Origin of the sequence: Paracoccus chinensis (assembly GCF_900102885.1) — a bacterium.
Lineage (GTDB): Bacteria > Pseudomonadota > Alphaproteobacteria > Rhodobacterales > Rhodobacteraceae > Paracoccus > Paracoccus chinensis.
Map to the genome: position 1 here is coordinate 45,078 of NZ_FNGE01000010.1, position 25,426 is coordinate 70,503.

At 68.5% G+C, this 25,426-nt stretch carries 19 protein-coding genes and 1 pseudogene; 2 read left to right on the forward strand and 18 right to left on the reverse strand.

Features of this window, described 5'->3' with window-relative positions; translation table 11 throughout:
• Window positions 1-159: 159 nt before the first annotated feature.
• Window positions 160-1,626 carry an alanine/glycine:cation symporter family protein gene (locus tag BLQ03_RS11540; RefSeq protein ID WP_090756216.1) on the reverse strand — a complete coding sequence of 489 codons (1,467 nt, stop codon included), beginning with the start codon at window positions 1,624-1,626 and terminating at the stop codon, window positions 160-162.
• A 72-nt stretch (window positions 1,627-1,698) separates the two neighbouring features.
• Window positions 1,699-3,156 (reverse strand): Na+/H+ antiporter family protein, encoded by a 1,458-nt coding sequence (locus tag BLQ03_RS11545; RefSeq protein WP_090756218.1) that lies wholly within the window; start codon window positions 3,154-3,156, stop codon window positions 1,699-1,701.
• A gap of 245 nt (window positions 3,157-3,401) precedes the next feature.
• On the opposite strand from BLQ03_RS11545, the gene BLQ03_RS11550 reads away from it, so the two are divergent.
• Window positions 3,402-4,217: a cyclase family protein gene (locus BLQ03_RS11550; protein ID WP_090756220.1), complete on the forward strand. Its 816-nt coding sequence runs from the start codon at window positions 3,402-3,404 to the stop codon at window positions 4,215-4,217.
• 129 nt (window positions 4,218-4,346) lie between these two features.
• On the opposite strand, the gene BLQ03_RS11555 is transcribed toward BLQ03_RS11550, so the two are convergent.
• From BLQ03_RS11555 to araD1, 11 genes and pseudogenes are all read right to left on the reverse strand, one after another.
• Entirely contained in the window at window positions 4,347-4,952 is a 606-nt protein-coding gene (locus BLQ03_RS11555) for a LysE family translocator (RefSeq protein ID WP_217629714.1), read from the reverse strand.
• A 54-nt stretch (window positions 4,953-5,006) separates the two neighbouring features.
• Complete coding sequence (locus tag BLQ03_RS11560; RefSeq protein WP_090756225.1) at window positions 5,007-6,032, reverse strand: hypothetical protein; 1,026 nt, start codon at window positions 6,030-6,032, stop codon at window positions 5,007-5,009.
• Between the two features lie 260 nt (window positions 6,033-6,292).
• Window positions 6,293-9,043: a helix-turn-helix transcriptional regulator gene (locus BLQ03_RS11565; RefSeq protein WP_090756227.1), complete on the reverse strand. Its 2,751-nt coding sequence runs from the start codon at window positions 9,041-9,043 to the stop codon at window positions 6,293-6,295.
• A 210-nt stretch (window positions 9,044-9,253) separates the two neighbouring features.
• Window positions 9,254-10,264 (reverse strand): galactofuranose ABC transporter, permease protein YjfF, encoded by a 1,011-nt coding sequence (yjfF, locus tag BLQ03_RS11570; RefSeq protein WP_090756229.1) that lies wholly within the window; start codon window positions 10,262-10,264, stop codon window positions 9,254-9,256.
• Window positions 10,261-11,262 carry an ABC transporter permease gene (locus tag BLQ03_RS11575; protein WP_090756231.1) on the reverse strand — a complete coding sequence of 334 codons (1,002 nt, stop codon included), beginning with the start codon at window positions 11,260-11,262 and terminating at the stop codon, window positions 10,261-10,263. Before BLQ03_RS11575 ends, yjfF begins: the two co-directional genes overlap by 4 nt.
• Entirely contained in the window at window positions 11,259-12,770 is a 1,512-nt protein-coding gene (locus BLQ03_RS11580; protein ID WP_090756233.1) for a sugar ABC transporter ATP-binding protein, read from the reverse strand. The genes BLQ03_RS11575 and BLQ03_RS11580 overlap by 4 nt, the downstream gene beginning before the upstream one ends.
• A 72-nt stretch (window positions 12,771-12,842) precedes the next feature.
• A complete protein-coding gene (ytfQ, locus tag BLQ03_RS11585; RefSeq protein WP_090756235.1) occupies window positions 12,843-13,793 on the reverse strand; it encodes a galactofuranose ABC transporter, galactofuranose-binding protein YtfQ in 951 nt (316 codons plus the stop codon).
• On the reverse strand, window positions 13,790-14,875 hold the full coding sequence (locus BLQ03_RS11590) for an aldose epimerase family protein (RefSeq protein ID WP_090756236.1): 1,086 nt from the start codon (window positions 14,873-14,875) through the stop codon (window positions 13,790-13,792). Before BLQ03_RS11590 ends, ytfQ begins: the two co-directional genes overlap by 4 nt.
• A gap of 28 nt (window positions 14,876-14,903) precedes the next feature.
• A complete protein-coding gene (locus BLQ03_RS11595; protein ID WP_245688854.1) occupies window positions 14,904-15,845 on the reverse strand; it encodes a Gfo/Idh/MocA family protein in 942 nt (313 codons plus the stop codon).
• Window positions 15,832-17,574, reverse strand: a pseudogene (gene araD / locus BLQ03_RS11600) (L-arabinonate dehydratase). Before araD ends, BLQ03_RS11595 begins: the two are co-directional and overlap by 14 nt.
• 16 nt (window positions 17,575-17,590) lie before the next feature.
• The gene (gene araD1 / locus BLQ03_RS11605; RefSeq protein WP_090756241.1) at window positions 17,591-18,586 is read right to left on the reverse strand and encodes an AraD1 family protein; all 996 of its coding nucleotides are present in this window, start codon (window positions 18,584-18,586) and stop codon (window positions 17,591-17,593) included.
• 142 nt (window positions 18,587-18,728) lie between these two features.
• Here araD1 and BLQ03_RS11610 point away from each other — a divergent pair, with 142 nt between their 5' ends.
• Window positions 18,729-19,682 (forward strand): LysR family transcriptional regulator, encoded by a 954-nt coding sequence (locus BLQ03_RS11610; RefSeq protein WP_090756243.1) that lies wholly within the window; start codon window positions 18,729-18,731, stop codon window positions 19,680-19,682.
• Here the strand turns inward: BLQ03_RS11610 and BLQ03_RS11615 are convergent.
• The 5 genes from BLQ03_RS11615 to chvE all read right to left on the reverse strand — a co-directional run bounded on the left by BLQ03_RS11615 (window position 19,679) and on the right by chvE (window position 25,052).
• Window positions 19,679-20,533: an SMP-30/gluconolactonase/LRE family protein gene (locus BLQ03_RS11615; RefSeq protein ID WP_245688856.1), complete on the reverse strand. Its 855-nt coding sequence runs from the start codon at window positions 20,531-20,533 to the stop codon at window positions 19,679-19,681. The genes BLQ03_RS11610 and BLQ03_RS11615 overlap by 4 nt on opposite strands.
• Window positions 20,530-21,144 carry a 2-dehydro-3-deoxy-6-phosphogalactonate aldolase gene (locus BLQ03_RS11620; RefSeq protein ID WP_090756247.1) on the reverse strand — a complete coding sequence of 205 codons (615 nt, stop codon included), beginning with the start codon at window positions 21,142-21,144 and terminating at the stop codon, window positions 20,530-20,532. Before BLQ03_RS11620 ends, BLQ03_RS11615 begins: the two co-directional genes overlap by 4 nt.
• A gap of 43 nt (window positions 21,145-21,187) precedes the next feature.
• On the reverse strand, window positions 21,188-22,315 hold the full coding sequence (mmsB, locus tag BLQ03_RS11625) for a multiple monosaccharide ABC transporter permease (protein ID WP_090756348.1): 1,128 nt from the start codon (window positions 22,313-22,315) through the stop codon (window positions 21,188-21,190).
• Between the two features lie 80 nt (window positions 22,316-22,395).
• Window positions 22,396-23,922: a multiple monosaccharide ABC transporter ATP-binding protein gene (gene mmsA / locus BLQ03_RS11630; protein ID WP_090756250.1), complete on the reverse strand. Its 1,527-nt coding sequence runs from the start codon at window positions 23,920-23,922 to the stop codon at window positions 22,396-22,398.
• 65 nt (window positions 23,923-23,987) lie between these two features.
• Window positions 23,988-25,052: a multiple monosaccharide ABC transporter substrate-binding protein gene (gene chvE / locus BLQ03_RS11635; RefSeq protein WP_090756252.1), complete on the reverse strand. Its 1,065-nt coding sequence runs from the start codon at window positions 25,050-25,052 to the stop codon at window positions 23,988-23,990.
• Window positions 25,053-25,426 lie beyond the last annotated feature (374 nt).

Below are 25,426 nucleotides of genomic sequence, written 5' to 3' on the forward strand. Positions count from 1 at the left end.
GGCCAGTCGTTCGCGCGCGGGCACCCCAGCCCAAGATCGCAGTTCGGCATAACCCCGGATGCCCGGTCCCGCACATGTAAAAGGCAGCCGGCCCATTGTCCCGGCTGCCTCGATTTCACTTTCGCCATGCAGGGAGTCCGGTCTTCGGCCCCCTTTCCCTCAGCGGTGAACGGAACGCTCGGAGGCCTTCCATTCCTCCCATCCCGGCTGGCCCTGCATGAAGGCCTCGATCTCGGCGCGGGACGCTTCCAGCCTGGGATCGTGGCGCAGGTAGTGCCGGGTTTCGCGGGCGATCAGGCCGGACAGGATCAGCAGCCCGATCAGGTTCGGGATCGCCATAAGCCCGTTCATCACGTCCGAGAAGTTCCAGACGACCCCAAGCTGCACCGTGCAGCCGAAAAACACCACGCCCGAGAACAGGACCCGGAAGGGCATCACGCCGCGGCGCCCGACCAGCCGCTCGATGTTGCGCTCGCCGTAATAGGCCCAGCCGAGGATGGTGGAATAAGCGAAGAGCACCAGCCCGAGCGTGACGATCCAGTGGCCCCACTGGCCGGGCAGGCCGTGGGTGAAGGCCTCGCCCGTCATGATCGCGGCCGAGATCTGCTGGCCCGTGGCGGGGTCGGTCTGCTGCCAGACCCCGGTGGTCACGATGACGAGCCCGGTGCAGCTGACGACGATGATCGTGTCGATGAAGGTCTGCGTCATCGACACCAGCCCCTGCCGCACCGGATGCGTGGTCTGCGCCGAGGCCGCCGCGATGGCGGCCGAGCCCATGCCGGATTCGTTCGAGAAGATGCCCCGCGCGACCCCGTATTGCACCGCGATCATGATGGTGGACCCCAGGAAGCCGCCGACGGCGGAGGTGCCGGTGAAGGCTTCGCTGAACACCTCGGCGAAGGCGGCCGGGACGGCGGTGATGTTCGCGGCGAGGATGTAAAGCGCCCCCAGCACGTAGAACAGGATCATCGCCGGGACGAAGCCCGCCGTGACCTTGCCGATGGACTTGATGCCGCCCACCAGCACCAGCAGCGTCATGCCGGCCAGCACCGCCCCCGTGACCCAGGTCGGCACGGCGAAGCTGCGTTCGAGGTTCGAGGCGATCGAATTGCCCTGCGTCATGTTGCCGATCCCGAAGGACGCGCAGACGGCGAAGATCGCGAAGGCCAGCGCCAGGAACCTGCCGAAGCTGCCGGGAATGCCACGCTCGAGATAGTACTGCGGCCCGCCCGACTTCTCGCCCGCCGTGTCGGTGGTACGGAAGCGGACACCAAGGAAGGCCTCGGAGTACTTGGACGCCATCCCCAGAAGCGCCGTCACCCACATCCAGAACAGCGCGCCCGGCCCGCCGATGCCGATGGCCGTGGCGACGCCGACGATGTTGCCGGTGCCGACGGTCGCAGCCATGGCCGTGGTCAGCGCCTGGAACTGCGAGATGTCGCCCTCGGCATCGTCATCCTTGCGCTTGATCAGGCCCAGGCGCAGCGCGGCGCCCAAGCGCAGGAATTGGATGCCGCCCAGCCGGAAGGTCAGGTAGATGCCGGTTCCCAGCAGCAGCGGGATCAGCATGAAGGGACCCCAGACGATCCCCCCGACCGTCCCGAGGAAAGTTTCCAGATTGTTCATGTGGTCCTGATTGCCTCTTTTGCGGGCGCCATGCAGGCGCAGCCTGAAATTGCCTTCACGAATGAGCGGGGTTCAAAGCGTCAGCGCGGCGATCCAGGCGAACAGCACCATGCCGAAGTTCGCGTGGATGAAGGTCGGGATCAAGCTGTCCCTGATATGGTCGTGCTGCCCGTCGGCGTTCAGCCCGGCCGTCGCGCCCAGCGTGATGGTGGATGCGGGCGACCCCGCGTCGCCCAAGGCGGCCGCGGCCCCAAGAAGGGCGACCGTCGCAAGCGGCGAGAAGTCGAGTGCCAGCGCCAGCGGCACATAGATCGGTGCCAAGATCGGCACCGAGGCGAAGGAATCCCCGAAGCCGATTGTAACGAAGAGACCCACGAGCAGCATGATCGCGGCGCCCAGCGCCTTGTTGTCCCCGATGAACGAGGCAGAGGCCGAGACGAGCGGCTGGACCTCTCCGGTCGCGGACAACACGCCCGCGAAGCCCGAGGCAAGGGTGATGATCACGGCCACCTGGGCCATCATCCGCAGGCCCTCGGTGAAGACATCGTCCTGTTCCTGCCAGCGGAAGATGCCCGCGAAGCTCAGGATGATGAAGCCGGCCATGGCGCCCACCAGCAGCGATTCAAACTTGATCTGGCAGACCAGCGCCACTGCCAGCGCGGCAAGGGTCGCCAGCAGCTGCGCGGGCTTCAGGGTCACGGGCGGCTTGCCGGCGGCGGGCGCCTCGCTTTCGACGGTCAGATAGTCGCGCGGCTTGCGGTAGGTGATGAAGACGGCGACGAACATCCCCGCCACGATCCCCATCACCGGCAGGAACATCGCCCGGGGCGCCATGTCGGCCGTCACGCTGAGGCCGAGGTCCGCGCCCACGTCGTTGAGGTTGGTCAGCAGGATGTCGTTGAGGAAGATCGCGCCGAAGCCCGTCGGCAGCAGCAGGTAGCTTGAACTGATCGCGCAGGCCAAGACGCAGGCGATCGCGCGGCGGTCCAGGCGCAGGCGGTTCATGACGCCCAGCAGCGGGGGGATCAGCACCGGGATGAAGGCGATATGCACCGGGATCAGGTTCTGCGACATGACCGAGGCCGCGCAGAGGATCAGCAGCAGGCTCCACCTGACGCCCCGGCTGGCGGCCGCCTCGCCGGTCCCCAGGTGGCCCGAGATCTTCGCGGCCAGCAGCTCCAGCAACCCGCTGCGGGCCAGCGCGACGGCGAAGGCGCCGATCATCACATAGGTCATGCCGACCTGCGAGCCGATCAGCAGGTTCTCGTTGAAGGCGGCAATCGTCTCGGTCATCGACAGACCCGCCTGCAGACCGCCCAGGACCGCCGCCGAGACCAGCGCCACCGCGACGGGCAGGCGCAGCAGGCAGAGCGTCATCATCGCCACGATCGACAGGACGACGGCGTTGACATGCAGGCCGGCCGCAAACAGGCCGGCATAGGTGGCCGCGGCGAGGGCAAGCACCGAAAGCACGCGCATGCGGCGAAGCTCTCCGGTGCCGCCCGAGGAGCCGAGGGACAGATCGGTCATTCTTGTTCTCGTACTGGGACCGAGTCCGGGCCTCGGCGGCTAGGCGATACGTCGTGAAGGAACCGATGTTCAACCTGCCCCGGCCCTGTTTCGGCGGATCGGAACGGTCGAATGGCGAAGATTCCGGCAGCCATGACGGCACGGCCAGGGAAAGGCGCGGAACTTTCTCCCTCACCCGGCGCCGAGCTTGACAGCCTCGGGCGCCGCCCCGTTCCCTGAGGCAAACCGCAACCGAGGAACGCCCCATGTGCACGGCCTGCCTGATCGAGAACGTAAAAAGCCACATGCTCTCGCGCCGCAGACTGTTTTCAGGCGCTGCAGCCACTGCGGCGATGGGCGTGGCCGCGGGCGCGCTGTCCGCGCGGCCGGCGCTGGCGCAGGCGAAAGGGAGGGTGGTCGACCTGACCCATGCCCATGACAGCGACTTCCCCACCTTCGACGGCAAGCCCGGCATCCTCTACGAGGTGGACAAGAACTTCGATCCCGACGGCTATCACCTTTTCAAGCTGACGATCTTCGAGCACACGGGCACCCATATCGACGCGCCGCTGCATTTTGCCGAAGGCGGAACCTCGGTCGATGCGCTGCCGGTCGAGAACCTGATCGCGCCGCTGTGCATTCTGGATATTTCCGCCAGGGCGGCCGAGGACCCGAACGCCGTGGTCGAGCCCGCGGACATCGAGGCCTGGGTTTCCGCGCATGGAGATATCCCGGCGGGGGCCTGCGTGGCCATGAACTCGGGCTGGACGGCCAGGATCGGGGACCCGTCGTGGCGCAACCTGCCGGACGGCACGCTGGCCTTCCCCGGCTTCTCGAAAGCGGCGACCGACCTGCTGGCCCAGACGGGGGCGGCCTCGATCGGGGTGGACACCCTGTCGCTGGACCCCGGCAACTCTCCCGACTTCGCGGTGCATTATTCCTGGCTGCCCTCGGGCCGCTTCGGGATCGAGGGGCTGGCCAATCTGGACCAACTTCCGGCCAGCGGCGCCACGATCTTCATCGGCGCGCCGAAGCATCGCGGCGGCACCGGCGGCCCGGCAAGGATTCTTGCGATGCACTAGGGCGACCTACGGCGTCGATGGGCGATGGACTCTCATGGCCTGGTCCCGGCTGGCGTGGATTGAGGGACAAGGCGACAGACCCGCGCGTCTCCATGGCGACCAAGGCTGTCGCCAGGCGGCCGAGGGCCGTCATGGCAGCATCTGCGCCATGCGCGTTGAAAGAACAGAGACCAGCGCCATCAGCAGAAGCCCGGCTGCCGCGGCCCGGCAGATGACACGGCGATACTGCAGGGCTGCCCAGCGCATGGAGGAAAGCGAGAACAGCAGCGCAACCAGCGTGTACCAGGCGATGCTCATCGACGTGGTCACGGCCACCAGGGCGGCGATCCTGTCGTGGTCCCGGAACACCCCCAGAAAGGCGATCGTGAACAAGGACGCGCTCTGCGGGGCGAGAAAGGCGACGGCAGCGCCCTGGGCGAACAACTCGAGCCACAGCCGGGGCGGAGGCATATCGGCGCCGGCAGCTTCGGCATGGGCGGAACGCAGCAGCCGCCAGGCCAGCCAGATCAGCACCAGCGGAACGACCGCCTGAACCGCCGAAAGCGACAGACCCGAGGCCAGGTGGATGGCGCCCCAGGCGATGGCGCCCATCAGCGTGGCGGTCCCCATCGCGATTCCGGCAAGCAGCGGGATGGTCCGCCTGAACCCGTGAAGGGCGGCATAGCCGCCCGTCGTCAGGGCGACGGGACCGGGCACGACCACGATCAGGATGTAGGCCGCCATGAACTGAAGCATGGCAGCCGACATGGATTGCGAGCCCCACATGGCACCCTCACCCCGCCCCGATGCCTACTGACCGGCGGCAAGCGTTGTCAGCGTCTCGGGCGGAACGGAGAATGCCGCCGGCAGATGAGGAACGCCGACGACTTCGGGCCGATCGGCATCCGAAACCAGCAGCGAGGCTCCGGCGCCGCCCACCATCCCCGTGGGAACGACGGTGTCCATGCCCTCGGGATCAGAGGCATGGACGACATGGACGAAACCCAGGCAGGCGTCCGGCCCCGGCCCGCTTTCATAAGCGACGATGCGCTGGATGTCGGGCTGCGCTACGGCGACGATCGAACGCGGCCCTTCTTCCATCAGCGCAAGGCCCCCGATATCGCGGGAGGCGTCAAGGCAGCCGCTGCGCCCTGCGGCCTCGAGCACCGGCTCGGGGTTCTCGGCGGACAGGTCCAAGGACCACAGGCCGGTGGTCGCAAGGATGTAGGCGCGCGAGCCGCGGGCGGTCATCGCCTTGACGGCCCCTTCGACGGACCAGTGGCCGGCACTCTCCAGCCCAAGGCTTTCACCCTGCGGCCGCACGGAAAGGGCGGACAGTTGGCCGCCGATCGTCCCAACCAGGATCAAGGCGTCGCCCGCGCGGTCCCTTGCCGCGGCAAGCCGCGTCGCCCCCATCTCGCCGATTTCGCCAGACCCTGATGCCGGGAGAAGCGCCGCCTCGGCTTTCCCCGCATCCAGGCGCACGACGCCGAGACCGCGGGGTCCGACCCACATGGCATAGGACTGCGGCCTTGCGTCGTCGCCAAGCTGCAGCAGGGCGGCATCGGCGACGCGCCCCGCATCGGTGGCCAGCGCATGGCCTTCCGTGCCCATGACGGTCATCCGGCCGCCGGTATCAACGGCGACAAGGGATTGTCCTTCGCCGGTTTCCAGCCGGCGCAAGTTTCGCAGGGACTGGATCGGCAGTTCCGCGATGCGGACGGAATGCCCCTTCAACGTCACGCCCTGCGGCGGCGCCGCAACGGCAGCCATCGCGGGAAGGACCGCCGCCACGCAGAAACAGGCGAGGCGGTATCCGTCGGCAATGCCAGTCATGATTGATGCTCCCGGTTCATGTTGCGCCGTGGGACGGGGGTCGATCTGCCCCCGACAGACGCGAGTTGCGGTCAACGTCAGATTGGGTCCCGCCCCGTGGGCTTGCCTGGCGCGCGGATGGCCGGAACAGCCGCCTTTCCTGGACATCCGTTCGCGTGGCATCCGAGACCCCACCGTCTGCAAGGCAGAGGAGGCACGCGGGCGATCCTCGACCCTTCAGAAAAGGATACGGAGCGCGACCGGGGCGCACATCGGTGCGGCTACCCGTTTTTGATCGGCGATCCCCCAGATTTCCCGGCATCTGCCAGGGAAACAGTGCCCGTACCGTCGGCGTCGGACGAATGCAGGTGGCGGGCGTCCGGCAGCAGCCAGGGGTCCTGCCGCAGCCGCATCATCAACTCCATGCGGTTGGTGGCGTTGAACTTGCCCAGCACGGCCGAGACATGATGCTCGATCGTCCGGGGCGAGCGCGACATGCGGCGCGCGATCTCCTTGTTGCCGATGCCTTGGGCGATCAGGACCAGCACCTGCTGCTCGTGCAGGGTCAGTCCCATCGGATGCTGGCGCGACGCCGCATAAGGGCCGCGCCGCAGCCGGGGCAGCCTGTCCGCAAGCCCAAGGCGCTGCGCCCGCTTCCGCGCCAGTGCCGCGGCGGGGCGGGCTTCCAAGGTTTCCAGAGTGGTGAGGGCGGCGACAAGCGCCTCGGCGGCTTCGGGGTTGGTCGCCTGCAGGCCCGCCAGCGCGGCCTCATAGGGCAGGCCGAGCCGGGTCCATTCGGCGGCGGCCGACAGCGGGTCGCCGCGTAGCTCGGCGGCACGGGCAAGCGGCAACTGCATGTCCGAAAGCAGAGAGGGGAAGGGCTCGGCCATGCCGCAGCGCTGCCACCACACCGCTATCTCCGGAAGATAAGGCTGGAAATCGTCGAGGCCCATCCCCGCAAGCAGGGCAAGCTGCCGTTGCGCGGCGGCCATGTCTTCCGCCAGCCAGGCCGCCTCGGCTAGTGCCAGGCGCACCGGGATGATGCGCTGCGCCTCGCCCGTGACGAGCGCCTCGCCCAGGGCGCGATCCAGCAGCGCCGGGGCGTCGTCTTCGCCACGGCGCATGCGGACGGTGGCCAGCACGGTCAGGGCCGGCAGGTGCATGACCATGGGCAGTTGATCCCGCGCCATGACCCCCTGGGCGATCGCCTCGGCCTCGCGGAACCGGCCCTGGTCCAGACGAAGCTGGGCCTGCCTGCCGACGAGGTATTGCGTGACCGAGTCGAGGTCGTGCCGCAGGCAGAAGGCAATCCCTTCGGCCAGCAGGTCGTCGGCCAGTGCGAAATCCCGCTCCAGCGTCGCGGCTTCGGCGAAGTTGGTATAGGCGCGGGCGGCATCGTCGTGGAGTTCATGCGCGAGCGATAGCGCCAGGCTTTCCTGCAACCGCTCGCGCCCGCCGGGGCGGCCCGCGAACATCAGGGCCGTGCCCACGTTGTTCAGCGCATGGACGCGGGTGCCGATCTCGCCCAGGCTGTCCGACAGGGCGATGGCCCGCTCGCCCCATTCCACGGCCTCGTTGAAGCGGTAGTGCAGCATGTGAAGCTGCGAGCGCGTGCTGTAGGCCAAGGCAAGCTCCCGGCCCGGCGGCAGGGGTTCCACCACGCGCACGGCTTCCTCGGCACAGTCCTCGGCCAGCCGCCCTTCCCCCTGGCGCCAGTAGAGGCGCGACAGCCGCCGCAGGTTGGCGCTGACCCGGTCGGCCCGGCCGAGCTGCCGCCAGAGGCCGATGGCGCGCTGCCGCGCCTCGATCACCTCGGAGGTGAGCAGAAGGCTCAGGTCCGCCTCATAGGCCCAATCCTGGTAAAGCTCGGCGGCAAGTTCCGGCGCAGCAAGCCCGACATAGCGCAGCGCCGTCGCCAGATGGGCAGCGGCTTCCAGATGCGCGCCCATCCGGGCCGCCTGCCGCGCGGCCAGCGGGGCGAGTTCCAGCACGCGCTCGCCGTTGCCCGCGCCGTCGGCGTGGTGGACCCTTGCCGCCAGCATCGCCTCGGCACGCGCGGGTGGCAGGGCCGAAAGCGCCGCCTCGATCCGGGCGTGCAGGGACCGGCGCGTCGAGGGGGCAAGGCGTTCCAGCGCAGCCTCGCGGGCAAGTTCGTGGCGGAAGGTGATGACCCCCTGCCCGTCCCGCCGCAGCAGGCCTCGCGCCTCGCTTCGATCGATCAGGGCATCGGCCTCGTCCCCGGCGACGACCCGCAGCAGCCAGGGCTGGATGCCGCCGGGCGTGATGCTGACCGCCTCGAGAAGCCGGCGTTCATCCGCATCCAACCGCGACAGGCGGGCCCAGACGGCATCGCGGATGGACCCCGGCAGGCGGCGGCGGGGATCGGCCTCGCCGTCCGACAGCAGTTCGGTCACAAAGAAGGGATTGCCCTGCGTGACGCGGTAGATGTCATGGACAGGCCGCCCGGCCTCTTGCGCCAGCCTTGACACGCTTGCCTCGGACAGCGGCCGCAGCGTGATGCGGGCCACGTCGCCTCCGGGAAGGTCGCCCAGCACCTGGGACAGCGGGTGGTCGCCGTGCATCTCGTCGCTGCGGACGCTGAGCAGCAGCAGGACGGGCAGCAGGGACACCCGGCGCCCGAGGTACTTGACCAGATCCAGCGTCGCCTTGTCGGCCCAGTGCATGTCCTCGAACACCAGCACGGTCAGGCCGCCCGCCTGCTGAAGCGCCTGAAGCAGCGCCGGGAAAAGCCGCCCCTGTTCTGCGCCCTCGTCGAGCAGCGCCGCGACCTGGGAACCCAGCGACGCCGCCATGTCATGGACAGGCCCCAGCGGCCGGGGAACGAACAATGCCTCGCACCATCCCCAAAGGATACGGCCGCGCGTGCCCTGCTGCGCGGCAAAGGCCCGAAGCAGGGATGTCTTGCCGATGCCCGCCTCGCCCTCGACGACCACGACCTTGCCGTTCCCGGCCGCGGCGCGGGCCGCCGCCGCGCGGATCACCTCGAGGGGGCTTTCTCTTTCGAGCAGCATCTCACGACCCCTTGTCGGTCAAGGAATAGCAAGGATTCCGCTTCCCTCATAGATTGTCTGGGTGAAGTCGGCCCATACGGCCCCGTCACCGGCTGAATGGCCGTGAGGCCGATGATCCACGCCACGATGAACCAGCAGCGTTTCGGCTCACCGGCCCTGTCTCGGGGCAACGTCTCCTGACCACCTGCCCTGCTCCGCGTGCGGAGATATTCAGGCGGTCGCGCGGTGCCGTCCGGACTGGCGGGCTGCGCGGCGCCGCGCCGCCCTGTCTCCGGTTCGCAATTGCACCAGACCCTTCTGCAGGGCGACGAAGCCGAACAGCAGCATGCCGATCACGATCTTGGTCCACCAGCTGGACAGCGTGCCGTCAAAGACGATGTAGGTCTGGATCAGCCCCATGATCAGCACGCCGATCAGGGTTCCCGGTACGAAGCCGCTGCCGCCGGTCAGCAGCGTGCCGCCGATCACGACGGCGGCGATGGCGTCCAGCTCGGTGCCGACCGTCGCCAGCGAATAGCCGGCCGAGGTGTAAACGGCGAAGACCACCCCGGCGAGGCCCGCGCAGAAGCCCGACAGGCCGTAAACCGCCACCGTGGTGCGGCCGACATCGACACCCAGCAGGCGCGCCGTGCGGGCGTCCCCGCCCACCGCCATCACGCGGGTGCCGAAGGGGCTGCGGTGGATCAGCAGCGTGACCGCCGCCACCGTCAGCAGCATCAGCCCAGCGATCAGCGTCAGCCGTCCCTTGCCTGGCATCAGCCAGTAGGCGGACTGGATCGCCTCGATGGCCGGGTGCCGGATCGGGATCGAGTCGATCGACAGGACATAGGCCGCGCCGCGGGCCATGAACATGCCGGCAAGCGTGACGATGAAGGGCGGCATCTCCAGCAGGTGAATGACCGCACCCATCGCAAGGCCGAAAAGCGTGGTGATCGCCAGCAGCAGCAGGAACACGGCATAGGGATGCAGGCCCGTGTCGCGCAGCATCACGCCGATGAACACGCCGGAAAAGGCGATCACCGCGCCGACTGACAGGTCGATGCCGCCCGACAGGATCACCACCGTCATGCCCACCGCGACGATGCCGAGATAGGCGTTGTCGGTCAGAAGATTGCCGATCACCCGCGTGGACAGGATGGCCGGGAACTGCAGCCATGCCAGGCCATAGGCCAGAACAAAGATGGCGCAGGTGACGGCAAAGGGCAGAAGGCGCGCGCTCATGTCGGTGTCCCCTGCCGCGAGGCCCTGCGGCGGGCCAGCAGCGGCCGCAAGCGCGGCGATTGCACCAGCAGGATCACCAGCACGATCCAGGCTTTGATCAGCAGGTTGTATTCGGGCGGGAAACCCGCCAGCAGGATGCCCGTGTTGACGGTCTGGGTGATCATGGCCCCGATCAGTGAGGCGACGATCGAGAAGCGTCCGCCCAGAAGCGAGTTGCCGCCGATCACCACTGCGAGGATCGCATCAAGCTCGAGCCACAGCCCCGCGTTGTTGGCGTCGGCGCCGCGGATATCCGCCGTCACCACAAGCCCGGCCAGCGCCGCGCAGAGGCCAGAGACGACATAAACGGCGATGATCGTGGCGCGGGTGTTCACGCCCGCGCGATAGGCTGCGCGGGCGTTGACGCCGACCGCCTCGATCAGGAAGCCCAGCGCGGTGCGGCGCAGGACAAGGATCGTGCCAACGGCGGCGGCGGTCCACAAGAGGACGGGGAATGGCACGCTCAGGATAGCGCCTGACCCGAGAAAGGCGAAACCCGGGTCCGAGAAGGTCAGGATCGCTCCCTCGGTCACCAGTTGCGCGATGCCCCGGCCCGCCACCATCAGGATCAGCGTGGCGATGATCGGCTGGATGCGCAGCACCGACACCAGCAGCCCGTTCCACAACCCGCAGGCCGCTCCGGTCGCCAGCGCCGCCAGCAGCGTCAGGGGCAGCGGATAGCCCAGCGTCACCATCTTCGCCGCCACCGCGCCGCAGATGGCCATGACGGCGCCGACCGATAGGTCGATGCCGCCGGTCGCGATCACCAGCGTCATGCCGATCGCCAGCAGCGCCACCGGTGCGCCGCGGTTCAGCACGTCGATGGGGCTGCCGTACAGACGCCCGTTCGCCACCGAGATGTCGAGAAAGCCCGGCGACACCAGGCTGATCGCGGCGACCAGCAGCGCCAGGGTCGCCAGCATCGGCAGGATCCGGGCAAGACCGGCAGGCAGGGTCATGGCGCGGTCCTCTGTTGCGGAGCCGCGGCGATGGCAGAGACGATCGCCCCCGTGCTGACCTCGGCGCCCGCAAGCTCGGCCACTTGGCGGCGGTCGCGCATGACGATCACCCGATCCGAATAGGTGGCCAGCTCGTCCAGTTCGGACGAGATCACCAGCAGCGACATGCCGCGGTCGCAAAGCTCCTCGATGACGCGGATGATCTCGGCATGGGCGCCCACGTCGATGCCGCGCGTTGGCTCGTCCAGGATCAGGAAGCCGGGGTTCATCAGCAGCCAGCGGGCGAGGATCACCTTCTGCTGGTTGCCCCCCGACAGCTCGCCCACCGGTTTCTCGACATGGGGCGTGCGGACGTCGAGGCGGCGGATGTAGTCGGCAACCATCCGGTCCTGTTCGCGCCGCGCGACGGGGCGGGTCCATCCGCGCCGGGCCTGCAGCGCCAGCATCATGTTCTCGCGAACGCCCAGGTCGGCCACGATGCCGTCGGTCTTGCGGTCCTCGGGGCAGAAGCCCATCCCGGCGCGGATGGCGGCGCGCGGGCTGTCCAGCCGCCGCGCCGTGCCGCTGACCTCGGCCGTGCCGCTGTCATGGCCGTCGATGCCGAAGATCACCTCGGCCATCTCGGTGCGGCCCGAGCCGAGAAGCCCCGCGAGGCCCACGATCTCGCCCTTGCGGACTGTCAGGTCGAAGGGCTCGACCCGGCCACGGCGGCCGAAGTCGTGGAACTGTGCGGCCGGGGGACCATTGCCGGGCGCTCGGGTGCGGTGCCCGCTCTCGGCTTGCGCAAGATCATGGCCCAGCATCATGTTGATCAGCGCCAGCCGGTCCACTTCGGTCACGGGACCGCCCCCGACGTTGCGGCCGTTGCGCAGCACGGTCAGGCGGTCCGAGATGGCATAAACCTGGTCAAGGAAATGCGAGATGAAGACGATTGCCAGCCCCCGGTCGCGCAGCCGGCGGACGATGCCGAACAGCCGCTCGACCTCGGCCGCATCAAGGCTGGCGGTCGGCTCGTCCAGGATCAGCACCTTGTCGGACAGCGAAACCGCGCGGGCGATGGCGACGATCTGCTGGACCGCGACCGAATAGGCGTCCAGTGGCCGGGTCACATCGATGTCGAGATCATAGTCGGCCAGCATCCGCGCAGCCTCGCGGCAGGCACTGCGACGGTTGGTCAGGCCCAGCCGCCGCGGCTCACGTCCCAGCATCAGGTTCTCGGCCACCGTCAGGTTGGCTAGCAGGTTCACCTCCTGATAGACGGTGCCGATGCCCAGCGCCTGGGCGTCGGCGGTGCTGCGCGGGGCGACCGGCCGGCCATCCAGCAGCACCGTTCCGCCGTCGCGCGCATAGGCGCCGGTCAGGCACTTGATCAGCGTGGACTTGCCCGCGCCGTTCTCTCCCAGCAGCGCGTGGACCTCGCCGCGGGCGAGGACAAGGTCCACCGCATCCAGCGCCACCGTGCCGGGGAAAAGCTTCGTGATCCCGCGCGCCTCAAGAACCGCGTCCATGCCAGCGCCCTCCCCTGCGCGTCGTCCCGGCGGATCGAGGGCGGCGATAGGCCGCCCCCAGTGGTTCGCGGCTCAGTAGCCGAGGTTCTTCTTGGACTCGTAGATCGCCTGCGGGTCGTCGGCCTGGGTGTAGAGCTTTGACTCGGTCTGGATGAACTTCGGCGGCACCGTCCCGTTCTTCCAATAGGCTTCCAGCGCGTCGAATGCGGGTCCCGCCATGTTCGGGGTCAGCTCGACTGTTGCATTCGCCTCGCCCGCGGCCATGGCCTGGAAGATGTCGGGCACGGCGTCGATAGACACGACGAGGATGTCGGTGCCCGGCTTCTTGCCAGCCTCCTTGATGGCCTGGATCGCACCCACGGCCATGTCGTCGTTGTGGGCGTAAAGCGCGCAGATCTCGTCCCCGCCCTCGGCCTTGAGGAAGCTTTCCATCACCTCCTTGCCCTTGGTGCGGGTGAAGTCGGCGGTCTGGCTGCGGGTGATGGTGATGTTGTCATGCCCGGCGATCCCCGCCTCGAAACCGGCCTTGCGCTTGATGGCCGGGGACGATCCGGTGGTGCCCTGCAATTCGACCACGTTGCAGGTCCTGTCGCCGACCTGCTGCACCAGCCACTCCCCGGCCACCCTGCCTTCGTGTTCGAGGTCCGAGCCCACGGCGGTCAGGTACAGGTCCTCGCTGGAATCCACCTGGCGGTCCAGCAGCACGACCGGGATCTCGGCTTCCTTCGCCTCTTCCAGCACTTGGTCCCAGCCGGTGGCGACGACCGGCGCCAGAAGGATGGCGTCCACGCCCTGGGCAATGAAGGTCTTCACCGCCTTGATCTGGTTTTCCTGCTTCTGCTGGGCATCGGCGAACTTGAGGTCATGGCCGCGCTTCTCGGCCTCCTGCCGGGTCACGGTGGTCTCGGCGGCGCGCCAGCCGGATTCCGAGCCGATCTGGGCGAAGCCCACGGTCTCGGCCCCCGCGGGCAGGGCAGCGAGGGCGGTGGTGGCGAACAACGCCGCTGCGGTCAGGTTCTTCATCTTGTCCTCCTCAAGGGGCTCTCCCCGCCCCGTTCATGGCCCTTGGGCCCTTCCGGCGAGGCCTCTGCGGGCGTCAGCCGAATCCGCGTGATCTGCCGGTAGGTCTCGCCGGGGCGCAGGAGCGCCGAGGGGAAGCCCGGATGATTGGGCGCGTCGGGCCACAGCTGCGGCTCGAGCGCGAGGCCCGCGAAGCGCCGGTAGGGCTGGCCTTCCAGCCCGGGCGCGCCGGGGTGGATGTGATCGCCGGCATAGACCTGCAACCCCGGCTCGGTCGACTCGAGCTGCAGGGCCGGGCCGCCCGGCGCCGACAACCATGCCACCGGACGCGGCGAGGCAAGACGCCTGTCGCCAAGGCAGAGGTTGTCGTCGATCAGCCCGGCGTCCAGCCGGTCGCCCAGCCGCATCGGCTGGCGCCAGTCGTGGCGCGTGCCTTTAACGGCGGGCGTCTCGCCGGTCGGGATCAGATCGGGATCGGTCGCGGTATACCGCTCGGCCGGGCAGCGCAGACGATGGTCGGCAATGGTGGGCTGACCTGACAGGTTGAAGAAGGAATGCTGCGCGAAGTTGCAGAGCGTCTCGGCGTCCGTGGCCGCGGTGATCTCGATCTCCAGCACCGGCCCGGCCGTGATCGCATAGCGCACCGTCACGTCCATGGCGCCGGGAAAGCCCATGTGCCCGTCGGGCAGGTGGTCGTGCAGCGTCACCCTGTCTGCCGTGACCTCGCCCAGCCGCCAGTTGCGCACTCCCGTCCCGTCCGCACCGCCATGCAGCAGGTGCCGGTCGAGGAAGTTGCGGTTGAGCTGCCGTTCCTCGCCCCCGACCCATGCGCGGCCATGGCCGATACGGTTGGCGAAGCGGCCAACGACGGCGCCGAAATACATCCCCTCGGTCAGGTAAGGCTCAAGCCGGGGGAAGCCCAGCACCAGCGGCTGCGGAAAACCCGCCAGACGCAGGTCCTGCAGGGTCGCGCCATGCGTCAGCACCCAGGCCGACAACCCGTGCCCGCAGATGGCGACGCGGCTCACGCGTTGCCCGTCGGGGCGCAGGTCGAAGTCCTCGATGGCGGAAGCCTGTCCCCCCATTCTGGTTTCTCGGGGGGCTTGCATCGCCTCAGTCCTCGAAGGCATCTGTCTGGGTCCGCCGGCCAAGCATGAAGGCATCCGCCACATGCAGCTGCGGCCGCAGATCAACGGCACTTTCCCGCGCTGCGACAAGACGCGCGAACTCGGCATAGATGCCGTCATATTCCGAGGCGAGCGCCTCGGCCTGCGCCAGCACCGCGCCGCCCGCTTGCGCCTGCGCGCCGCCACCTGTCAGCAGCAGCGGGCCCGCGTCGGTTTCAAGCTCGATCTCCCATGTCTGGGGGCCGGTCTGGCGCCAGTCGAAATCGGCCTCGATCGCCTGCCCCTCCGTCGTGCGCAGGGTCAGGCGAGCGGCGATGGGGGTGTCGCGGTTCGCCGGAAACTCCAGTTCGGCCGCGCCGACGAAGACCTCGACCGGCAGGATGGCGGTGAGCACCGAAAGGGCATTGATGCCGGGATCGAAGACGCCAAGGCCGCCCGCCTGCCAGATCCAGTCCTGCCCCGGATGCCAGCGTCGCACATCCTCGCGCCAGGTGATACGCCCGCCCAGGATGCGCCGCCCCGCAAGCCAGTCCCGCGCCGGGGCGACGCCCGCGGCATGGCGCGAGTGCCAGGTGGCGTAAAGGACCCGGCCCGCGTCGCGCGCCAGCCGGTCCAGGGCCATGACCTCGGCGACCGAGGCGCCGGGCGGCTTTTCAAGCAGCACGTCGCGCCCGGCCTCCAGCGCCGCGCGCGCCATGCCGAAGCGCACCTGCGGCGGCACGCACAGGGCCACCGCCCCCACATCGGGCATGGCGGCAAGCGCTTCCTCCAGCCCTGCGAAGGAGGGCACGTCCGGCAGGCTGGCGTTGCGGCTGACGGTCGCCGCCAGCCGGAAGGACGCGTTGGCCGCGATGGAAGGCAGGTGCTGGTCCCGGGCGATCTTGCCCAGGCCCACGACGGCGATCCCGATCGGCTCAGTGACTGTCACGGCCCACCTCCGATCCGCGGCAGCCGAGGAGGAAGTCGAAGTCGGCGCCCGTATCCGCGCCCTGCACATGGTCGTGGAAAAGCTGCGCATAGCCGCCCGAGGGGCGCGGCAGCGGCGGGATCCAGTCGCGCAGCCGGGCTGCGATCTCGTCGTCGCTGACGTCCAGGTGGACGTGGCGGGCGGGCACGTCGATCTCGATGATGTCGCCGGTCCGCACGATGGCCAGCGGCCCGCCGCGCGCCGCCTCGGGACTGGTGTGCAGCAGGACGGTGCCATAGGCGGTGCCCGACATGCGCGCGTCCGAGATGCGGACCATGTCGGTGATCCCCTTGCGCAGCACCTTGGGCGGCAGGCCCATGTTGCCGACCTCGGGCATTCCCGGATAGCCGCGCGGCCCGCAGTTCTTCAGCACCATGACGCAGGTCTCGTCGATGTCGAGCGCCTCGTCACTGATCCGCGCCTTGTAGTCGTCGATGTCCTCGAACACGACCGCGCGGCCGCGATGGCGCAGCAGGTGCGGACTGGCGGCCGAGGGCTTCAGCACCGCCCCCTGCGGCGCGAGGTTGCCGCGCAGTACGGCGATGCCGCCGTTCCGAGTGAGCGCCCGAGAGGCGGGCAGGATCACGTCCTCGTTCCAGTTCACGGCGTCCTGCACCTGCTCTCATGCGGTCTGGCCGCTGACAGTCAGAGCGTCGCGGTTCAGAAGCCCGGCCTCGCCCAGCCGCTTGAGCACGACGGGCAGGCCGCCGGCGTAGAAGAACTCCTCCATCAGGTACTTGCCGGACGGCATCAGGTTGACGATCGTCGGCACGTCGCGGCCCAACCGGTCCCAGTCGTCCAGTGTCAGGTCCAGGCCGACGCGGCCCGCCAGCGCCAGCAGGTGGATCACGGCATTGGTGGACCCGCCGATGGCGCCGTTGCAGCGGATCGCGTTCTCGAAGGCCGCGCGGGTCAGCACGTCGCTGGGCTTCAGGTCGTCCTTGACCATCTGCACGATGCGCCGCCCGGTCAGTTGCGCCATCATCCGCCGCCGCGAATCCACCGCCGGAATCGCCGCGTTGCCCGACAGTGCCATGCCCAGCGCCTCGGCCATGCTGGCCATGGTCGAGGCTGTGCCCATGGTGTTGCAGCTGCCGGGGCTGCGGCTCATGGCGGTCTCGGCTTCCAGGAAGTCGGCGCGGCTCATCCGGCCCGCCTTGATGTCCTCGGACATCTGCCACAGCGCGGTGCCCGAGCCCACGCGCTCACCCCGGAACCAGCCGTTCAGCATCGGTCCGCCGGTGACGACGATGGCCGGCAGATCGACGCTGGCCGCGCCCATCAGCAGGCTGGGCGTGGTCTTGTCGCAGCCCACCATCAGCACGCAGCCGTCCATCGGCTGACCCCGGATCGCCTCCTCGACTGCCATGGCGGCAAGGTTGCGGAACATCATCGCGCTGGGGCGGAAGCTCGACTCAGCGGCCGAGAAGACGGGCACCTCGACCGGGAAGCCGCCGGCCTCGAAGATGCCGTGCTTCACGCGTTGCGCGAGGTCGTGCAGATGCGCGTTGCAGGGGGTCAGCTCGGACCAAGTGTTCAGGATGCCGATCACCGGGCGGCCGTCGAACAGGTCCGCCGGGAAGCCCTGGTTCTTCATCCAGCTGCGGTGGTAGATGTTGTCGCGGCTGTCGCCCCCGAACCATTCCTGCGAGCGGAGGCGGCGCGGCCAGGGGGCGGGGGCGAAGCTCATCGCGTTCTTCCCCTTCCTACAGCGCGCGGACGGCAACGGCCGCCGTCGCGGCGGGGGCACGACCCAGCCTATTCGTCAGGGGCAGGCCGAAGGCGGGGGCCTCGATCTCGAACACATCGCCCGGCTCGGTCACCACGCCGGCCGCGAAGCTCAGCGTGGCCGTTCCGAACATGTGGACGTGAACGTCGCCCGGACGGCGGAACTGGTCATACTTGAAATGGTGGTGTTCCAGGTTGGCGATGCTGTGGGACATGTTTGCCTCGCCTGACAGGAAGGGCTGCTCGAACAGCACCTCGCCGCCGCGGCGGACGCGCGAGGTCCCGCGGATGTCCTCGGGCAGCCGGCCCACCAGGATCTCGGGGCCATAGCTCGCCTGGCGCAGCTTGGAATGGGCGAGATAAAGGTAGTTCACCTTCTCCATGACGTGGTCCGAGAACTCGTTGCCCAGCGCAAAGCCCAGGCGGAACGGCACGCCGTCGGGACCGATGACGTAAAGGCCTGCGATCTCGGGCTCCTCGCCCCCGTCCTGGGCGAAGCCGGGCATCCGCAGTTCGGCCCCCGGTGCGACGACGCAATGGCCATCGCCCTTGTAGAACCATTCGGGCTGCACGCCCTCGCGCCCTTCCTCGGGGCGCCCGCCCTCCAGCCCCATGCGGAACATGCGCATCGAGTCCGTCACTGGCGTGTCAGCAACGTTGTCGTCGCGGTGCATGGCGTCACGGGTCAAGGCCGAGCCGAGATGGGTCAGCCCGGTCCCGGTCACCAGCAGATGCGCCGGATCGGGATGGGTCAGCGGCGGCAGCACGCGCCTCTCGTCCAGCGCGGCGCGCAGATCCACCGCCGGGCCGGGACGGCGCGAGGACAGCACCTCGGCCAATGTCCGTCCTTCGGCGATGCAATGCTGCGCCAGTTCGAGCGTCGAGGGGAAGCCCTGGACCTCATGCGCCTCGGTGCCGTCGCGCATGACCACCGCGGTGCGGCCGTCGAGGGTCTTGATCTGGGACAGCAGCATCGGTCCACCCTTTCCTGCGCCGCCGGGCGATCTGGCCGCGTCACCTCTTGCGTAGCGAGGCGTGCGTCATGCGGTCAAATGCGATTATTGACGCCCGACATGACGTTCCTGCAATGTCGTGCGGGGGGATCGAGGAGACGCCATGACCAAGGGACCGCCGCCGCTCGCCGCGCGCGGGCTGAAGCTGCGCCAGTTGCAGCTGATCGTCGATGTCGCGGACACGGGCCAGGTCGTGGCGGCGGCGCAGCGGCTGAACATGACCCAACCCGCCGCCTCGCGGATGCTGTCGGAGCTTGAGCATCTGCTGGGTGTCAAGCTGACGGCACGGCATCCGCGCGGGGTGAACCTGACGGCGGCGGGCACGCGGCTGGCCGAGCTTGCCCGCGGCATCCTGCACGAGATCGACAGCGCCGCGACCGAGGTGCGGGACATCAACAATGGAAAGGCGGGCTTTGTCAGCCTCGGCTCGGTCTCGGGGCCGTCCTTGGACCTGGTGCTGCCGGTGCTGCAGAACCTGCGCATCATGCGGCCGCAGATCCGCTTCGACGTGATGGTCGATTCAAGCGACCGGCTGATCGGAGAGCTGATCGCGGGCGAGGTCAATTTCTATCTGGGCCGCATTCCCGACCACGTCGATGCGACCCAGTTCGCCATGCAGACCATCGGCCCCGAGCCGATGTCCCTGATCGTGCGCGAGGGGCACGAACTGGACGTGCGGCCCCCTTCGGATCTGACCGAAACGCTGCGCTTCGACTGGGTCATGCAGCCGCGCGCCGGGCTGCTGCGCCGCACGGTCGAGGCCTACCTGATGGAGCGTGGACTGCCCCTGCCCCAGCGGGTCGTCGGGACCGCCTCGCTGATGTTCACGCTGGCGCTTGTCAGCCGCAGCAACGCAATCGGGGTCATGTCCACCCAGGCGGAGGAGTTCTTCCGCTCTCAGGCGTCGCTGGGCGCCCGGATCGTGCGTCTGCCGGTCGCCCCCGACCTGATGGTCGCGCCCTACGGACTGGTCACGATGCGGGACCGCAAGCTGACACCCGCGGCGGCGGCCGCCTATCGCGCGATTGCCGAGGCCGCGGGCCTGACTGCAGCCTAGGGCAGAAGCACGCGCGGCTCGGGCAGCCCGCGTGCCGCGACAGCCGTGACAAAGGTGCAGCCGGCCTGGGGGTCGGCGCGGCGGGCCTCGGGATCCAGGCCCTCCCAAGCGGTGGTGACCATCAGGTCGGACAGGTCTGCGCCGCCGAAGGCCGGGCAGCTTGCCTGCCGCGCGGGAACCGGAATGCTGGCGATCAGGCGTCCGCCCGGATCGTGGCAGGCGACCCGGCCCGCGCCCCATTGCGCGTTCCACAGGTTGCCCTCGGCGTCGGTCACGGCACCGTCAGGGGAAAGGCCTTCAGGCGTCAGGTCGAGAAAGACCTCCGCCTCACCGGCAGGCCAGCCCGTCGCGGGATCAAGCGGCAGGCGCCAGATCGTTCCGGCGGCAGTGTCTGCGAAATAGGCGCAGGCGCGAGGGCGGTCGAAGCAGATGGCGTTGGGGATGGTCAGCCCGTCGCGGATCACGCGCAACTCGCCCCTGAACCAGCGGCGGATGGTCCCTGCCCCGGCCTGCGCCGCCTTGCCCATGGTCGAGGCCCAGAAGCCGCCCCAGGGATCGGCCCGGCCATCGTTCGAGCGCAGGTCCGGCGCGTCATCGGCAATGGCGGCGATCCGCTCGCCCACCCTCCCGGTTCCCATGTCATAAAGCCAGAGGCCGGTTTCCGTGGACAGCAGCAGCCGGTCGCGGTCCACCCAAGCCATGGCCGAGGTCAGTTCGGGCAGGTCGCGGCTGGGGGCACCGGCGGTGTGCAGCCGTCGGCCGAGGATGTCGAGCCACAGGAACTGCTGCCGCTCGGGGTGCCAGAAGGCACCCTCGCCCAGTTCGCAGGGCGTCGGATCGAGCAGCCTCACGATCCGCTTCCCGCGGCGGCGTCATAGGCGGCGACCACCCGCGCCGCCGCGTCCGTGGTTGCCGCGACCGGCTGTCCGGGCCGGTAGATGGCGGTGCCGATGCCGAAGCCCGAGGCGCCCGCAGCGATCCAGGCGCCGAAGTTTTCCGGCCCCGCGCCGCCCACGGCATAGACCCGCATGTCCGGCGGCAGCACGGCGCGGATTGCGGCAAGCCCCGCAGGCCCGACAAGCGAGGCCGGGAACAGCTTGAGCCCCGTCGCGCCCGCGCGGATCGCCGCAAATGCCTCGGTCGGGGTCATCACGCCGGGCCAGCTTTCCATGCCCGCCGCACGGGTCGCGGCGATCACCTCGGGATTGGCGTCGGGCGAGACGACCAGCCGGGCGCCCATCCCGGTCAGCCGAACGACCTGCACGGGGTCCAGCACGGTGCCCGCGCCGATCAGGGCGCGGTCTCCGAAGGCGGCAATCAGCCGGGCGATGCTGTCGAACGGCTCGGGCGAGTTCAGCGGGACCTCGACGGTTGTCACCCCCGCGGCGATCAGCGCCTCTGCATGGGCCACGGCCTCATCGGGACGGATGCCGCGCAGGATGGCGATCAGCGGTCGAGTCATGCGGTAGCCCCTTGCTTCGATGGCCCTGCGGGTTGCGGCAGGGTCACGCGCGCTTGGCCTTGTTGTAGACGTCGAAGATCACGGCGGTCAGCAGCACCAGGCCCTTGATGACCTGCTGATAGTCGATGCCGATGCCCATGATCGACATGCCGTTGTTCATCACGCCCATGATCAGCGCGCCCACGACGACGCCGAGGATCTTGCCCGATCCGCCCGACATCGAGGCGCCGCCGATGAACACCGCGGCAATCACGTCCAGCTCGAAGCCGACGCCGGCCTTCGGCGTGGCCGAGTTCAGCCGCGCCGTGACGATCATCCCCGCCAGCGCCGCCAGCACGCCCATGTTCACGAAGGTCAGGAACACCAGCCGGTCGGTCTTGATCCCCGACAGCCGCGCGGCCTTCTCGTTGCCGCCCAGCGCATAGATGCGCCGTCCCAGCGTCGTCTGCTCGGTCACGAAGGCGTAAAGGACGATCAGCACCGACATCACGATCAGCACGTTCGGCAGCCCGCGGAACATGGCGAGCTTCCAGCCGACGAACATCAGGGCCGCGACCACCACGGCATTGCGGGTCCAGAACAGGCCCGCGGGTTCAGGCTCGGTGCCGAAGGCCGCGTCCTGCGCCCGCGCGCGCAGCCCGCTGGTGACGATCGCGACGGCGGCCAGCGCGACCAGGATCAGGGCGGTGAAGTTCGGCTTGTCCGGGCCGAACACGTCACCGACGAAGCCCGTGGACAGCGCCTGAAAGGCCTTGGGGAAGGGGCCGATGTTCTGGCCCTGCAGCAGCCACAGGGTCAGGCCGCGAAAGACCAGCATCCCCGCAAGGGTGACGATGAAGGACGGGATGCGCCAATAGGCGATCCAGTAGCCCTGCGCCGCGCCGATCAGCGCACCGATCATCAGCACGGCGGGCATGACGGCCCAGACCGGCCAGCCCAGCTTGACCGTCAGGAAGGCCGAGGCCGCCCCGGTGAAGGCCGCGACCGAGCCGACCGACAGGTCGATATGGCCCGAGACGATGACCAGCAGCATCCCCAGCGCCATGACGATGACATAGCTGTTCTGCAGGAACAGGTTGGTGATGTTCTGGGCCGACAGGAAGTCGATGCCCTGGGTGCCGCGCACCACCACCACAAAGAACAGCACGATGGCCAGCAGCGCCAGCACCATGCCGTTCTGGCGCAGGCCGCCGCCCAACCGGGCGCGGATGGCGCCGCCCGCGACGCCCAGTTCGTCATGCTGCGGAACCGTCACGCCGCCCTCCCCTCGCTGCGCAGGATCATGCCCATGATGCGCTCCTGGCTGGCCTCGGCGCGGGTCAGCTCGCCCACGATCCGGCCCTCGTTCATGACATAGATGCGGTCGCACATGCCCAGCAGTTCGGGCATTTCCGACGAGATCATCACCACCCCCCTGCCCTCGGCCACCAGCCTGTTCATGATCGCGTAGATCTCGAACTTGGCACCGACGTCGATGCCGCGCGTCGGCTCGTCGAGGATCAGTACCTGCGGCTGGGTGAACAGCCACTTGGACAGCACGACCTTCTGCTGGTTGCCGCCCGACAGGTTCACCACCTGCTGCAGCACCGAGGGCGTGCGGATGCCGAGGTCGCGGCGATAGCCTTCCGCCACCGCCTTCTCGCGCCCGCGCGACAACACGCCCCGCGCCGAGATGCCGGCAAGGTTCGCCAGCGAGACATTGCGCTGGATCGGTTCGTCCAGGATCAGGCCCAGCGTCTTGCGGTCCTCGGTGACGTAGCTGAGCCCGGCGCCGATGGCGCGGCCCACCGTCGAGACATCGGCCGGCCTGCCGCCGATCTCGACCGTGCCCGAGATGTCACGGCCGAAGCTGCGGCCGAAGATCGACATGGCCAGCTCGGTCCGGCCCGAGCCCATCAGGCCGGCGATGCCCACGATCTCGCCGCGCCGCACGGTGAAGGCCGCATCGTCGATGACCTTGCGCGGCTGGTCGGGGTGCCAGACGGTCCAGTTCCGCACCGCCATCAGCTCGTCGCCGATCTGCGGGACGCGCTCGGGGTAGCGGTGGGCGAGATCGCGCCCGACCATGTCGCGGATGATCCGTTCCTCGGTGATCTCGTCGCGCGCCAGCGTCGAGACGGTCGAGCCGTCGCGGATCACCGTCACCCGGTCGGCCACGCGCCGGATCTCGTTCAGCTTGTGGCTGATGAGGATCGAGGTCACGCCCTGTTCCTTCAGTTCCAGCAGAAGCTTCAGCAGCGTGGCGCTGTCGTTTTCCTGAAGCGCGGCGGTCGGCTCGTCTAGGATCAGCAGGCGCACGTCCTTGGCCAGCGCCTTGGCGATCTCGATCAGCTGCTGCTTGCCGACGCCCAGCTTTTCGACCGGCGTGGTGGGATTCTCGTTCAGGCCGACCTTGGCCAGCAGCTCGCGCGTGCGCGCCCAGGTCCGCGGCCAGTCGATCACGCCGCTGCGCGTGATCTCGTTGCCCAGGAACATGTTCTCGCCGATGGAAAGCTGCGGCACCAGCGCGAGCTCCTGGTGGATGATGATGATCCCCTCCGCCTCGCTGTCGCGGATGTCGCGGAACCGCATGGGGCGGCCCTCGTAAAGGATCTCGCCGTCATAGCTGCCGTGCGGATAGACGCCCGACAGGACCTTCATCAGCGTGGACTTGCCGGCGCCGTTCTCTCCGCAGATGGCATGGATGCCGCGGGCCTCGACCTCCAGGTTCACGCGATCCAGCGCGCGCACGCCGGGAAAGCTCTTGCCGATCCCGCGCATCTCAAGAATTGCCGCCATGCCCGCCTCCCCGCGCGCAGAAGGGCGGCCCCGGCGTCACGGCCGGACCCGCCCGCGTTCCGGTCTTATTGCAGCTGGTCCTCGGAGTAGTAGCGCGAGTCGACCAGCACCTGCTTGTAGTTCCCGGCATTCACCTCGACCGGTTCGAGCAGGTAGGAGGGCACGACCTTGACGCCGTTGTCATAGGTTTCGGTGTCGTTGATCTGGGGCTCCTTGCCTTCCAGCACGGCGTCCACCATCCCGACCGTGACCTTGGCCAGCTCGCGCGTGTCCTTGAAAACCGATGAATACTGCTCGCCCGCGATCATCGACTTGACGCTGGGGATCTCGGCGTCCTGGCCCGTGACAACCGGCATCTTCATGTCGCCCGAGCCGTAGCCCACGCCCTTGAGCGAGGACAGGATGCCGATCGACAGCCCGTCATAGGGCGACAGGACGCCGTGGATCTGCTTGTCGCCGTAGTTGGCCGACAGGATGTTGTCCATGCGCGCCTGCGCGGTGGCCGGGTCCCAGCGCAGGGTGCCGACCTGGTCCATGCCCATCTGCCCCGAAACGATGGCGATCTCGCCCGCGTCGATCATCGGCTGCAGGACGGACATGGCCCCGTCGTAGAAGAAGAAGGCGTTGTTGTCGTCGGGCGAGCCGCCAAACAGCTCGACGTTCCACGGCTTCTGGTCGGGGAAGCGTTCCTTCAGCCCCTTGACCAGCGAATCCGCCTGCAGGACGCCCACCTTGAAGTTGTCGAAGGTGGCGTAATAGCTGACGGCGTCGCTGTCGCGGATGAGCCGGTCATAGGCGATGACCTTGATGTCTGCCGCCTGGGCGTTGGCCAGCGCGTTCGACAGGGTGGTGCCGTCGATGGAGGCGACCACCAGCACCTTGGCGCCCTTGGTGATCATGTTCTCGACCTGGCTCAGCTGGGTCGGGATATCGTCCTCGGCATATTGCAGGTCGGTCTGGTAGCCTGCGGCCTGCAGTTCCTTGACCATGTTGTTGCCGTCGTCGATCCAGCGCGCCGAGGACTTGGTCGGCATCGCGATGCCGACCAGACCCTTGTCCTGCGCCAGGGCCGGCCCGGCGAGCAGCGAAAGCCCCATCCCGAGCGCGGCCGCGAGCTTCATCACCTTCATCCTGCGTCTCTCCCTCCCCCGACAGCGCCGTGCGTGTGCGGCGCCGGTTGCTTCAGTCCAATCTGGTAAAGGAGGCCGCCCGGACCGGACAAATCCTAAGATGCGTGGCCGATATACCGATAGTGCTATGGCAAGCCGCATGATCCGCGCCATCTGGGCGTCGGCCACCCGGAAAAGGCTGCTCGTCCGTCAGTTCCTGCGCGAAGGCTGAGTACATCAGAAGCAGGCAGATCAACAGGGCACGAGCCTATTGGGACTTCAACTTGAAGCAGTGGATCCGTGGCGAGAATTGATTTCAGAAAAATTGAGCCTTGTTCCGAATCGGCAGGTCACCCAAGTTGATCCCGAGATCCTGTTCCCAGAGCAATATCAGG

Excerpts from the sequence above, each read along its gene's own strand:
- BLQ03_RS11560 (WP_090756225.1), bottom strand. The coding sequence starts at position 6,032 with ATGACTGGCATTGCCGACGGATACCGCCTCGCCTGTTTCTGCGTGGCG.
- BLQ03_RS11545 (WP_090756218.1), bottom strand. The coding sequence starts at position 3,156 with ATGACCGATCTGTCCCTCGGCTCCTCGGGCGGCACCGGAGAGCTTCGC.
- BLQ03_RS11555 (WP_217629714.1), bottom strand. The coding sequence starts at position 4,952 with ATGCTTCAGTTCATGGCGGCCTACATCCTGATCGTGGTCGTGCCCGGT.
- BLQ03_RS11580 (WP_090756233.1), bottom strand. The coding sequence starts at position 12,770 with ATGGACGCGGTTCTTGAGGCGCGCGGGATCACGAAGCTTTTCCCCGGC.
- BLQ03_RS11565 (WP_090756227.1), bottom strand. The coding sequence starts at position 9,043 with ATGCTGCTCGAAAGAGAAAGCCCCCTCGAGGTGATCCGCGCGGCGGCG.
- mmsA (WP_090756250.1), bottom strand. The coding sequence starts at position 23,922 with ATGGCGGCAATTCTTGAGATGCGCGGGATCGGCAAGAGCTTTCCCGGC.
- BLQ03_RS11575 (WP_090756231.1), bottom strand. The coding sequence starts at position 11,262 with ATGACCCTGCCTGCCGGTCTTGCCCGGATCCTGCCGATGCTGGCGACC.
- BLQ03_RS11620 (WP_090756247.1), bottom strand. The coding sequence starts at position 21,144 with ATGACTCGACCGCTGATCGCCATCCTGCGCGGCATCCGTCCCGATGAG.
- ytfQ (WP_090756235.1), bottom strand. The coding sequence starts at position 13,793 with ATGAAGAACCTGACCGCAGCGGCGTTGTTCGCCACCACCGCCCTCGCT.
- araD1 (WP_090756241.1), bottom strand. The coding sequence starts at position 18,586 with ATGCTGCTGTCCCAGATCAAGACCCTCGACGGCCGCACCGCGGTGGTC.
- BLQ03_RS11540 (WP_090756216.1), bottom strand. The coding sequence starts at position 1,626 with ATGAACAATCTGGAAACTTTCCTCGGGACGGTCGGGGGGATCGTCTGG.
- BLQ03_RS11550 (WP_090756220.1), top strand. The coding sequence starts at position 3,402 with ATGTGCACGGCCTGCCTGATCGAGAACGTAAAAAGCCACATGCTCTCG.
- mmsB (WP_090756348.1), bottom strand. The coding sequence starts at position 22,315 with ATGGTGCTGGCGCTGCTGGCCATCGTGCTGTTCTTTGTGGTGGTGGTG.
- BLQ03_RS11590 (WP_090756236.1), bottom strand. The coding sequence starts at position 14,875 with ATGGGGGGACAGGCTTCCGCCATCGAGGACTTCGACCTGCGCCCCGAC.
- yjfF (WP_090756229.1), bottom strand. The coding sequence starts at position 10,264 with ATGAGCGCGCGCCTTCTGCCCTTTGCCGTCACCTGCGCCATCTTTGTT.
- chvE (WP_090756252.1), bottom strand. The coding sequence starts at position 25,052 with ATGAAGGTGATGAAGCTCGCGGCCGCGCTCGGGATGGGGCTTTCGCTG.
- BLQ03_RS11610 (WP_090756243.1), top strand. The coding sequence starts at position 18,729 with ATGACCAAGGGACCGCCGCCGCTCGCCGCGCGCGGGCTGAAGCTGCGC.